Raw genomic sequence first — 12,770 nt, 5'->3', positions numbered from 1 at the left:
TAGTATTTCAATAAAATCCTGTTATTGATAGGGAAATTCCTATAGTTATTAGGTAATTCCCTAATATTTTATGTTTGTGAAAAAATGTACAATCTAATTAAAGCAATAGTCTTGGGCATTTTAAAGTATTAAAAAACACGACATCTACACATCGTATTTTTATACGTAGGAGGATATAAATATGGGAAAATTTGGATTGAATTTCTTTAAACCAACAGAAAAATTTAATGGAAATTGGTCGATCCTTGAAAGTAAAAGTAGAGAATGGGAAAAAATGTACAGAGAACGTTGGAGCCATGATAAAGAAGTAAGAACAACGCATGGTGTTAACTGTACAGGGTCATGTTCTTGGAAAGTGTTTGTGAAAAATGGTGTTATTACCTGGGAAAACCAACAAACTGACTATCCAAGTTGTGGACCGGATATGCCTGAATATGAACCGAGAGGATGTCCTCGAGGTGCGTCATTCTCTTGGTATGAATACAGTCCACTTCGAATCAAATATCCATATATTCGTGGAAAACTTTGGGATTTATGGACTGAAGCATTAGAAGAAAACAATGGTAATCGCGTTGCTGCATGGGCGTCTATTGTTGAAAATGAAGACAAAGCCAAACAGTATAAGCAAGCCCGAGGTATGGGAGGGCATGTGCGTTCCAATTGGAAAGATGTTACAGATATAATCGCGGCACAATTACTGTATACAATAAAAAAATATGGTCCTGACAGAATCGCTGGATTCACACCAATCCCAGCGATGTCTATGATTAGCTATGCGGCTGGTGCTCGATTTATCAACTTACTTGGGGGAGAAATGCTTAGTTTTTATGACTGGTATGCAGATTTACCTCCGGCATCTCCACAAATTTGGGGAGAGCAAACAGATGTGCCTGAATCAAGTGACTGGTATAACGCCTCATACATAATTATGTGGGGATCTAATGTACCACTAACACGTACGCCAGACGCACATTTTATGACAGAAGTTCGCTATAAAGGTACAAAAGTTATTTCAGTAGCACCTGATTATGCAGAAAATGTGAAGTTTGCTGATAACTGGTTAGCACCGAATCCTGGTTCAGATGCTGCAATTGCACAAGCAATGACACACGTTATTTTACAAGAACATTATGTTAACCAACCTAATGAACGCTTTATAAATTACGCCAAACAATATACAGACATGCCATTTATCATTATGTTAGATGAAGATGAAAATGGATATAAAGCGGGTCGATTTTTAAGAGCGAGTGACTTAGGTCAAACAACAGAACAAGGTGAATGGAAACCAGTTATTCATGATGCAATCAGCGATAGTTTAGTCGTACCTAATGGCACAATGGGTCAACGTTGGGAAGAAGGTAAGAAGTGGAACTTAAAACTAGAAACAGAAGATGGTTCTAAAATTAACCCTACGTTATCAATGACAGAAGGTGGATACGAATTAGAAACGATTCAATTTCCTTACTTTGATAGTGATGGAGATGGCATATTTGAACGTCCAATCCCAACAAGACAAGTTACTTTAGCAAATGGTGACAAAGTTCGAATTGCTACAATTTTTGACTTAATGGCGAGTCAATATGGTGTTCGACGTTTTAATCATGAATTAGAATCAAAAGGTTATGACGATGCAGAGTCAAAATATACACCTTCTTGGCAAGAAGCAATTTCAGGTGTTAAACAAAGCGTTGTCATTCAAGTAGCTAAAGAATTTGCGCAAAACGCCATCGATACTGAAGGACGTTCAATGATTATCATGGGTGCAGGTATTAACCATTGGTTTAACTCAGATACTATTTATCGTTCGATTTTAAACTTAGTTATGTTATGTGGCTGTCAAGGTGTGAATGGTGGCGGTTGGGCTCACTATGTGGGACAAGAAAAATGTCGTCCAATAGAAGGCTGGAGTACTGTCGCTTTTGCGAAAGACTGGCAAGGACCACCACGTTTACAAAATGGAACAAGTTGGTTCTACTTTGCGACAGACCAATGGAAATATGAAGAGTCTAATGTAGATAGATTAAAATCTCCATTAGCTAAAACAGAGGAGTTAAAACACCAACATCCAGCTGATTATAATGTGTTAGCAGCTAGACTTGGTTGGTTACCATCATACCCACAGTTTAATAAAAATAGCTTGTTGTTTGCAGAAGAAGCCAAAGATGAAGGTATAGATTCAAATGAAGAGATTTTGCAACGCGCAATAGATGAAGTTAAGTCAAAACAAACGCAATTTGCGATAGAAGATCCGGATTTGAAAAAGAATCATCCGAAATCATTGTTTATATGGCGTTCAAATCTAATTTCAAGTTCTGCAAAAGGACAAGAATACTTTATGAAACATTTGCTTGGCACAAAATCAGGGTTATTAGCTACACCAAATGAAGATGATAAACCAGAAGAAATTAAATGGCGTGAGGAAACGACAGGGAAATTAGATTTAGTCGTTTCTTTAGATTTCAGAATGACAGCTACACCTTTATATTCTGACATTGTATTACCAGCAGCGACTTGGTATGAGAAGCATGATTTGTCATCTACAGACATGCATCCATATGTACATCCTTTTAATCCAGCTATTGACCCTTTATGGGAATCGCGTTCAGACTGGGATATTTATAAAACGTTGGCAAAAGCATTTTCAGAAATGGCAAAAGACTATTTACCAGGAACATTTAAAGATGTAGTGATAACACCACTTAGCCATGATACAAAGCAAGAAATTTCAACACCATACGGCGTAGTGAAAGATTGGTCTAAGGGTGAAATTGAAGCGGTACCTGGCCGTACAATGCCTAACTTTGCAATTGTAGAACGCGACTACACTAAAATTTACGACAAATATGTCACGCTTGGTCCTGTACTTGAAAAAGGGAAAGTTGGCGCACATGGTGTAAGTTTCGGTGTCAGTGAGCAGTACGAAGAATTAAAAAGTATGTTAGGTACGTGGAGTGATAGAGATGATGATTCTGTGAGAGCGAATCGACCACGTATTGATACAGCACGTAATGTAGCTGATGCGATATTAAGTATTTCATCTGCTACGAACGGTAAATTATCACAAAAATCATATGAAAATCTCGAAGAACAAACTGGAATGCCATTAAAAGACATCTCTAGTGAACGCGCTGCTGAGAAAATTTTGTTTTTAAATATAACTTCACAACCACGAGAAGTAATACCGACAGCAGTATTTCCGGGTTCAAATAAACAAGGTCGACGATATTCACCATTTACAACGAATATAGAACGTCTAGTACCTTTTAGAACATTAACAGGACGTCAAAGTTATTATGTGGATCACGAAGTTTTCCAACAATTTGGGGAAAGCTTACCAGTATATAAACCGACATTGCCACCAATGGTATTTGGGAATAGAGATAAGAAAATTAAAGGTGGTACAGATGCGTTAGTACTGCGTTATTTAACGCCACATGGAAAATGGAACATACACTCAATGTATCAAGATAATAAGCATATGTTGACACTATTTAGAGGTGGTCCAACGGTTTGGATATCAAATGAAGATGCTGAAAAACATGATATTCATGATAATGATTGGCTAGAAGTGTATAACCGTAATGGTGTTGTAACGGCAAGAGCAGTTATCTCGCATCGTATGCCTAAAGGCACAATGTTTATGTATCATGCACAAGATAAACATATTCAAACACCTGGATCAGAAATTACAGATACTCGTGGTGGTTCACACAATGCACCGACTAGAATTCATTTGAAACCAACACAACTAGTTGGAGGATATGCGCAAATTAGTTACCACTTTAACTATTATGGACCAATTGGGAACCAAAGGGATTTATATGTAGCAGTTAGAAAGATGAAGGAGGTTAATTGGCTTGAAGATTAAAGCGCAAGTTGCGATGGTATTAAATTTAGATAAATGCATAGGATGCCATACGTGTAGTGTGACATGTAAAAACACTTGGACAAATCGCCCAGGTGCTGAGTACATGTGGTTCAACAACGTAGAGACTAAGCCAGGTGTAGGGTATCCGAAACGTTGGGAAGATCAAGGACACTACAAAGGTGGTTGGGTACTAAATCGTAAAGGGAAACTTGAATTAAAATCTGGAAGTAGAATTTCAAAGATTGCATTAGGTAAAATTTTCTATAATCCAGATATGCCACTAATTAAAGATTATTACGAGCCATGGAACTATAATTATGAACATTTAACAACTGCGAAATCAGGGAAGCATTCGCCAGTTGCTAGAGCATATTCAGAAATTACGGGGGATAACATTGAAATTGAATGGGGACCTAACTGGGAAGATGACTTAGCAGGTGGTCATGTTACAGGTCCGAAAGATCCTAACATCCAAAAAATAGAAGAAGATATTAAATTCCAATTTGACGAAACATTTATGATGTATTTACCACGTTTATGTGAGCATTGCTTGAATCCAAGTTGTGTTGCATCGTGTCCTTCAGGAGCTATGTATAAACGTGACGAAGATGGCATTGTCTTAGTTGACCAAGACGCATGTCGAGGTTGGCGTTACTGTATGACTGGATGTCCATATAAAAAAGTTTATTTTAACTGGAAAACGAACAAAGCAGAAAAGTGTACTTTCTGTTTCCCGAGAATTGAAGCGGGGATGCCTACAGTGTGTTCTGAAACTTGTACAGGACGTATGCGTTATTTAGGTGTTTTATTATACGATGCGGATCGAGTACATGAAGCTGCATCAGCAGTTGATGAAAAAGAATTATATGAAAAACAACTAGATTTATTTTTAGATCCATTTGATGAAGAAGTCATTGCTCAAGCTGAAAAAGACGGCATTGGTTATGATTGGATTCAAGCAGCACAAAACTCGCCAATTTATAAGTTAGCAATTGAATATAAACTTGCATTTCCATTACATCCTGAATTTAGAACGATGCCGATGGTTTGGTATTGCCCACCGCTTAGCCCGATTATGAGCTATTTTGAAGGAAAAAACACAACTCAAAATCCGGATGCTATTTTCCCAGCCATTGAAGAAATGCGTTTACCAATTGAATATTTAGCTAATATTTTCACTGCGGGAGATACAGAACCAGTAAAAGGAGCCCTACAACGTATGGCAATGATGAGAAGTTATATGAGATCTCAAGTCACTCAACAGCCATTTGATACATCACGTTTGGAACGATTAGGTATAACAGAGCGTCAAACTGAAGACATGTATCGCTTATTAGGACTAGCTAAATATGAAGATCGATTTGTTATTCCAACATCACACAAAGAAACCTATTTAGATACGTATCATGCACAAGGTAGTACAGGATACAATTACGGCGGTGAGCATTTTGGAGATAACTGTGAAGGCTGTGGCGTTGCAGTAGGTTCAGGGAAAACTGGTCAAGAAATTTATAATGAGAATTTCTATGGAGGGATTTTCCGTGATTAATTTCGATAATTTTAAAAAATATCAAGAAAGTTTTGGATATATGGCACAACAGTTATGTTTTCCAGAAAAGTTAACGTTTCATCCAAAGACTTTTGAAGAAACAATTTCGGAACACCACCCAGGGTATGACGATTTAGTAGCATTTAGAAATGTAATGATGACATTTTCATTATCAGAAATTAAAGCGATTTATACAGATACATTTGATTTTACCAAAAAAGCACCATTATATATGACGTATAACAAGTTTGATACACAAAAAGAACGTGGACAAATGTTAGCGAAATTAAAGGTGTTGTATGAGATGTTTGGTCTAGAAATGGTAGATAATGAACTTTCTGATTATCTACCGCTGATGCTGCAATTTTTACAAGTAGCAGAATGGAGAAATGATCCAAGAGCTGAAGAGAATATCCAATTAATTATTATGATTATTGAAGATGGAACATATGTGATGGCGAATGCACTTGGCGAAGAGAATAATCCTTACGCTTATGTGATTCAGGCATTAAGAAAGACATTGAAATTATGTTTGACAGCATCTAAAGGAGTGGAACATCATGCTTAATCAATTTTTGTGGGTAATATTCCCTTATTTATGTTTAGTTGTCTTTGTCGCAGGTCATATTGCACGTTATCGTTATGATAAATTTTCGTGGACGGCAAAATCGACAGAATTAATTGAAAGAAAGCAATTGATGTGGGGAAGTTTATTATTTCATTTAGGGGTTATACCGGTATTTTTCGGACATATTGTTGGGTTATTGATTCCTAAATCTTGGATGGATGCCTTCGGTATTTCAGAACATTTATATCATATTGGTGCTGTGTATATTGGTAGTATCTTTGGTATAATAACGCTGATTGGTATGTTTTTATTAACGGCTAGACGTATTACTACAAAGAGTATACGTAAATTAAGTTCTGCGTCGGATATTTTTGTAAATGTCTTATTATTAATTATCGTATTTATGGGTTGTTATGCAACACTTGTAACTAATGGGCAACATCCTGATTTTAATTATCGTACATCATTATCGATTTGGTTTAGACAATTATTTATGTTGAAACCAGATGCAGCGTTAATGAGTGGTGTGCCAATCGCATTTAAAATTCATATATTATTAGGATTTACAATTATGGCATGTTGGCCATTCACACGTTTAGTACATGTGTGGAGTGTACCTTTGACATATATAAATCGTAGATATATTATTTACCGTAAAAATAAAGCGTGAACATAAGAGGTGAGAGAATTGACACCAGAAGCAATGATTGAAGATCAAAGTTTTCAAGAGACATTAGATAAAATACGCAAAGAAGAAGGGTATGATTTTGCGGCAATCGCTTTCTATGAATCGAATAAACCTTCATCTCCAATTAAATGGCATTATGTTTCAGGTAATAAAAATAATCGATTTAAATTGATTATTTTAAGAAAAGGTAAAGGGTTAGCTGGAACTGTTATGAAAACAGGAAAGCGTATGATAATTGCAAATGTAGGTTTGGCATTAGGACCTGAAGAAAAGATTGATTATCCAATATTATTGAGTGAATCATTAACGGCAGTCTTTGCTGTTCCATTGTGGTATAAAAATCAAGTTTATGGTGTGTTGCTATTTGGTCAAAGAGATGGACGCCCATTGCCGAAAATTTTCGATTATGAAGATATTCAGTATAAATTCGGCATTTTTAATGATGATAAATAATGAGATGAATTAGGGTGAAAGCAATGACATGTGATGATGAAATTCAATTAGACGTATTACTAAAAAAGTATTATGAGCATTCGATTGAAAAAATAGTGTTTGTCGATGATAGTGGTAAAATCATTGCAATGAATGATGCAGCAAAGGACATTTTATCTGAAAAAGATAACTATAGTGCAGTAACCAATGCAATTTGCCATAGATGTGAAGGGTATTCTAATGCGTATGATGTACAGTCATGTCAAGATTGCTTTTTGCAATCTATGCAAGTTCAAGCATCTAATTTTCAAGTGTTTATGAAGACGAAAGATCACAAAGTAATGCCTTTTACTGCGACGTATCAAACTATTGATCCTGACAAAGGCATTCACGCGTTTACATTACAAAATGTATCGTCTCAAATTGAACAACAAGAAAAGTTACATCAACAACGTATGATGCGTAAAACAATTTCTGCTCAGGAAAATGAACGTAAGCGAATATCGAGGGAATTACATGATAGTGTTATTCAGGAAATGTTAAATGTAGATGTACAATTACGTCTATTGAAATATCAACAGGATAAAGAAAAACTACTTAAAGATGCTGAGAATATTGAATATATCGTTGCAAAATTAATCGATGACATACGAAATATGTCAGTAGAATTGCGTCCAGCTTCACTTGATGATTTAGGACTTGAGGCAGCGTTCAAATCGTATTTTAAGCAGTTTGAGGAAAATTATGGAATCAATATAAGGTATAATTCAAATATTAAGAACATACGCTTTGATAGTGAAATTGAAACAGTTGCTTATCGAGTTGTACAAGAAGCTACATTAAATGCGTTGAAATATGCTGATATTAATGACATACATGTAACGATTTGTCAGCAAGATCAACATTTAGTCGCAGAAGTCATAGATTATGGGAATGGATTTGACCCTAGTTCGAAACCTAAAGGATCAGGTCTTGGTTTGTATGGGATGAATGAGCGGGCAGAACTTGTGAATGGTATTGTGGATATTGAAACAAAGATTGGTGAGGGTACCAAAGTTAGATTAAGTATTCCAATTTGAAACATGCAGTGGGGGAATGAAATTGAAAATAGTAATTGCTGATGATCACGCTGTAGTGCGTACAGGATTTTCTATGATTTTAAATTATCAAGATGATATGGAAGTAGTTGCAACTGCTGCAGACGGTGTTGAGGCTTATCAAAAAGTTATGGAATATAAACCGGATGTATTGCTTTTAGATTTGAGTATGCCGCCTGGAGAATCAGGGCTTATCGCTACAAGTAAAATTGCTGATAGTTTTCCAGAAACTAAAATCTTAATATTAACGATGTTTGATGATGAAGAATATTTATTCCATGTGTTACGTAATGGCGCAAAAGGTTATATTTTAAAAAATGCACCAGATGAACAGTTATTGTTAGCTATTCGAACTGTATACAAAGGTGGAACTTATGTAGATATGAAAATGACAACATCATTAGTGAATGAGTTTGTATCTAATTCAAATCAGGATACTGCAAACACATCAGATCCTTTTAAAATCTTATCAAAACGAGAACTAGAAATATTGCCACTTATTGCTAAAGGTTACGGGAATAAAGAAATTGCAGAGAAATTATTTGTATCTGTGAAAACTGTAGAAGCGCATAAAACACACATAATGACGAAGCTTGGGTTGAAAAGTAAACCAGAATTAGTTGAATATGCGCTAAAAAAGAAACTGTTAGATTTTTAGTTGTTATAAGAGCGCCAGAAGACGAAAACGTCTCCTGGCGCTCTTATAATGTGGTTGTTTTATTGTCCATTAAACATATATGCTTCGTTTTCCATAATAAGAAGTTTTCTGGTTTGTCTAATGTTGTTGGATAAGAGAAATATAATGTGGTTATTTGTATTCAAATTTATATCATTTTAAATTGATTTTCATTACTTTATTTACATAAAAAGTAATGGACAGCTTTTGAAATGTACGAAGTTAAATCTTCGTTATGGTAAGTACTAAAATAATCATTAAAGCGCGTATCATTTTCATATGTTTTAGCAATACAACATAATGTACTATCATCAAAATCTGCAATGGTAATCATTAACTTTTTCCATTTTAATACGATATCTCGACAATCTTGAATTGGATGATTATTTAAAGACATTCGGTTAAATTGATTGAATAATGATGTCATTTCATCATGTATATCATCAATTTGAAGACTATCTTGATGTTTAATAAATGATTGATATGATTTTGTATTACCATACTTTATTGAAGCTTCTGTTTCATATTGTGATTGTAAAGGGTTATTTAAAATGCCAGAATTCAATAGTGAATCACCATTAACAAAATTACTTATTGATTGTTGTATAGCTTGTAAGTCAGAAATTTTTTTATCCAAATTTGTAAGTTCTTCAGATAATATTTTGCGAAGTTCATTATTATCATATGAAATATATTGCTTTATTTTAGAAATATCTAAGTCTAAAGATTTAAACACTAAAATTTTCTGTAACTTTTCTAAATCTTGTTGTTCATAAATACGATAATTTTTATTATTTTTCTTTGGTAATAATAAGCCAATTTCATCATAGTAATGTAAAGTTCTTTTTGTAACACCTGTAATCTTCATGATGTCTTTTATAGTGTATGTGTATGCCAAAATTCAGTCACCTCGTTCATAATTTTTTTAGCCGGCATGATTGTAGCCTTTTCAATCGGAATACCAGTCTTCTCTAAAAAATATTTTATTAAGTAATAGCCACAAGCATATCCTGCAGCGTGCGGTAAGCCAACGGGTTGTCTACCTTGAATTGTACTTATTTCGTCGCCAAACAGGTAAGGTATCGCATCAAACATATGATTCAAGTGTAAATGATTATAAATAGTTTCTTTGATTTTAATATTGTCACTGTCCCAATCTATATTTGTTACCCAAGGACCAACGTAATGTTGACCATATAATGCTTCTACATAATTTTCAGCTAAACCTTCCGAAATAATTAATTCAAGAAGACTGCCTCCATCCCATTTAACATATTGGTATCGCATATTGTGATTTGTCTCATGTGCAATAATGCCTTTTATCGAATATAAAGTACTTGGACTTGGGACTAAGTAAAGCATAATATAACCTGGGATGCCACCTTCGCCGCAGCGATTTTCGTTTAATGACATCATTGGCTTTTTACTATCTCCAAGTAAAACAGTGAAGTTATAATTGGATATTTTAGATTTAATACCGTACTTTTCAAAATGATTTATAGCATTTTTTAAATATTGTTCACAGTTGTGCCAAAATAAATCGTCAAAGTATTGAATTGAGGATTTATCCGACTCATTAATATGCTCAGGTGATTTTTGGAATGCATCTAATAATTGAATTGCACTAAATGATTGCGACTTGTCATTTTGAATTGGAATATTTTGTGTGTCGAACTTTCCTCTAAACGGTACTAAAATTTCATTTGTGAAAAATGATACACGTTCATTTAATGGTATTTTTAACAATTGATTATATATATAATCGCTTCTAATAATGTTGATTTTGTACATTGTATCCCTCCTTATATAGTCATCATAAAGGGTGACGTAACGTGATACTCAAGAAGAAAATATAACCTATTTTATGTTTGATAATAAGGGACCGTTATTTAATAGGAAATTTTCGTTTTTTAATCATAATAAAAGATTGTCTTTTTTGAATAATGTGCAATATTGTATAGGGGAAATCACCATCTAAATAAGGGAATATCCTTATGTTCATTTTTTCACAATCATTATAAAATAAATGTGTAATCAATACTTTGTCTATGAATAATGTTTTCATACATGTGAATGCATTTTTAAATAACATTGACCTCTAACCGTATAGACAGAGTATTGATATCTATTAAAAATATATTATTTTGATGAAGGTGAAACGTATGTATAAGACAAAAGGTGGCTTTCAACTAACATTACAAACTTTAAGTTTAGTTGTTGGGTTTATGGCGTGGAGTATTATAGCGCCGTTAATGCCATTCATTAAACAAGATGTCAATGTTACAGAAGGACAAATCTCGATGATTTTAGCCATACCAGTAATTTTGGGATCCGTACTTCGTGTGCCATTTGGTTATTTAACAAATATTATTGGCGCAAAATGGGTATTCTTTACTAGCTTTATTGTATTATTATTCCCAATTTACTTTTTAAGCCAAGCTCAAACACCGGGTATGTTGATGGTATCAGGATTCTTTTTAGGTGTGGGTGGCGCGATTTTCTCAGTTGGTGTAACTTCTGTTCCTAAATATTTCCCTAAAGAAAAAGTAGGCCTAGCAAATGGTATTTATGGTATGGGGAATATTGGGACAGCGGTATCCTCTTTTTTAGCACCACCGATAGCTGGCATCATCGGTTGGCAAACAACAGTTAGAAGCTATTTGATTATTATTGCGTTGTTCGCATTAATCATGTTTATCTTTGGAGATGCACAAGAACGTAAAGTTAAAGTGCCATTAATGGCTCAAATGAGAACACTATCTAAAAACTATAAGCTATATTATTTAAGTTTATGGTATTTTATTACGTTTGGTGCTTTTGTAGCGTTTGGTATATTTTTACCAAACTATTTAGTGAACCACTTTGGTATTGATAAGGTAGATGCAGGAATTCGTTCAGGTGTATTCATTGCGCTGGCAACATTTTTAAGACCAGTCGGTGGTATGCTTGGAGATAAATTTAATGCAGTTAAAGTACTGATGATTGATTTTATAGTGATGATTATAGGTGCAGTTATATTAGGTATCTCGGACCATATCGCATTATTTACTGTAGGTTGTTTAACAATTAGTGTATGTGCCGGAATCGGTAATGGTTTAATCTTTAAATTAGTACCATCATACTTTTCAAAAGAAGCTGGTTCGGCGAATGGTATCGTATCTATGATGGGTGGTCTAGGAGGATTCTTCCCACCATTGGTTATAACATATGTTGCTAATTTAACTGGCTCAAGCCACCTCGCGTTTATTTTTCTAGCATTTTTTGGCGTCATCGCATTATTAACGATGCGACATTTGTATCAGAAAGAATATGGCGCTTTGAAAAAAACGAGTTAATAAAACATTATTAAAATTAAGATATTTAAAAAGCCTTAATCTTCATGTACCTATGTAGGGACATGTTATTAAGGCTTGGTTGTATTTAATTAAGAAATCGGAATTGTTGTTGATGACGACGTATCTTGATTTGGTTGAATTTTAGGCAATGTCATTGTTAAAAGACCATTTTCAAAATTTGCAGTGATTTTATTTTTATCGATATTTTCAAAATCGAATTGACGATATAATTGATTAGCTTTTCGTTCATCTAAAGTTAAGTTTTCATTTGGATGTTTTAAATGTTTAACAGCTTGTATCGTTAAAACATCATTATTAAAATCTATCTGGATATCTTCTTTATTGACACCGGATAGTTCTGATTCTATATAAAAAACATTATCTATTTCATATATATTTGTGGGGAACGTGGGTGAAGAAAAATAATTAAATACTTGTTTCCCTAAATCTTTAAATGTGTCACTCGGATTATTATTAAAAATGTTTTGACTATCGAATTGATTGAAATTCATTATAATCACTTCCATTATTATATTTGTTGTATAAAGTCATTA

The 12,770-nt window shown here is 34.1% G+C and carries 11 protein-coding genes; 8 read left to right on the top strand and 3 right to left on the bottom strand.

The features are described from left to right. Positions 1-181: 181 nt before the first annotated feature. The 7 genes from SAMSHR1132_RS11810 to nreC are packed head-to-tail and all read left to right on the top strand — an operon-like array spanning position 182 to position 8,863. Entirely contained in the window at positions 182-3,871 is a 3,690-nt protein-coding gene (locus SAMSHR1132_RS11810) for a nitrate reductase subunit alpha (protein WP_000514371.1), read from the top strand. After that, the gene (narH, locus tag SAMSHR1132_RS11805) at positions 3,861-5,420 is read left to right on the top strand and encodes a nitrate reductase subunit beta (protein WP_000692654.1); all 1,560 of its coding nucleotides are present in this window, start codon (positions 3,861-3,863) and stop codon (positions 5,418-5,420) included. The genes SAMSHR1132_RS11810 and narH overlap by 11 nt, the downstream gene beginning before the upstream one ends. Continuing rightward, on the top strand, positions 5,413-5,988 hold the full coding sequence (gene narJ, locus SAMSHR1132_RS11800) for a nitrate reductase molybdenum cofactor assembly chaperone (protein WP_000606764.1): 576 nt from the start codon (positions 5,413-5,415) through the stop codon (positions 5,986-5,988). Before narH ends, narJ begins: the two co-directional genes overlap by 8 nt. Continuing rightward, positions 5,981-6,658 carry a respiratory nitrate reductase subunit gamma gene (gene narI, locus SAMSHR1132_RS11795; protein ID WP_000934158.1) on the top strand — a complete coding sequence of 226 codons (678 nt, stop codon included), beginning with the start codon at positions 5,981-5,983 and terminating at the stop codon, positions 6,656-6,658. The genes narJ and narI overlap by 8 nt, the downstream gene beginning before the upstream one ends. Before the next feature lie 18 nt (positions 6,659-6,676). Further along, on the top strand, positions 6,677-7,129 hold the full coding sequence (gene nreA, locus SAMSHR1132_RS11790) for a nitrate respiration regulation accessory nitrate sensor NreA (protein WP_000186939.1): 453 nt from the start codon (positions 6,677-6,679) through the stop codon (positions 7,127-7,129). 23 nt (positions 7,130-7,152) lie between these two features. Beyond that, positions 7,153-8,187: a nitrate respiration regulation sensor histidine kinase NreB gene (gene nreB / locus SAMSHR1132_RS11785; RefSeq protein ID WP_000128184.1), complete on the top strand. Its 1,035-nt coding sequence runs from the start codon at positions 7,153-7,155 to the stop codon at positions 8,185-8,187. Between the two features lie 22 nt (positions 8,188-8,209). Continuing rightward, positions 8,210-8,863, top strand: coding sequence for a nitrate respiration regulation response regulator NreC (gene nreC / locus SAMSHR1132_RS11780; protein WP_000706312.1), 654 nt, complete (start codon positions 8,210-8,212; stop codon positions 8,861-8,863). Between the two features lie 196 nt (positions 8,864-9,059). Here nreC and SAMSHR1132_RS11775 read toward each other — a convergent pair whose 3' ends face one another. Then, entirely contained in the window at positions 9,060-9,779 is a 720-nt protein-coding gene (locus SAMSHR1132_RS11775; protein ID WP_000332057.1) for a MerR family transcriptional regulator, read from the bottom strand. Further along, positions 9,758-10,672 (bottom strand): DUF2268 domain-containing protein, encoded by a 915-nt coding sequence (locus tag SAMSHR1132_RS11770; protein WP_000276772.1) that lies wholly within the window; start codon positions 10,670-10,672, stop codon positions 9,758-9,760. The genes SAMSHR1132_RS11775 and SAMSHR1132_RS11770 overlap by 22 nt, the downstream gene beginning before the upstream one ends. A 371-nt stretch (positions 10,673-11,043) precedes the next feature. On the opposite strand from SAMSHR1132_RS11770, the gene SAMSHR1132_RS11765 reads away from it, so the two are divergent. After that, positions 11,044-12,216: a nitrate/nitrite transporter gene (locus SAMSHR1132_RS11765; protein ID WP_000278567.1), complete on the top strand. Its 1,173-nt coding sequence runs from the start codon at positions 11,044-11,046 to the stop codon at positions 12,214-12,216. An 89-nt stretch (positions 12,217-12,305) separates the two neighbouring features. On the opposite strand, the gene SAMSHR1132_RS11760 is transcribed toward SAMSHR1132_RS11765, so the two are convergent. Next, positions 12,306-12,743: an Hsp20 family protein gene (locus tag SAMSHR1132_RS11760; RefSeq protein ID WP_048657553.1), complete on the bottom strand. Its 438-nt coding sequence runs from the start codon at positions 12,741-12,743 to the stop codon at positions 12,306-12,308. Positions 12,744-12,770 lie beyond the last annotated feature (27 nt).

Source organism: Staphylococcus argenteus (assembly GCF_000236925.1).
GTDB lineage: Bacteria > Bacillota > Bacilli > Staphylococcales > Staphylococcaceae > Staphylococcus > Staphylococcus argenteus.
This window is presented reverse-complemented; position numbering and strand designations above follow the sequence as displayed.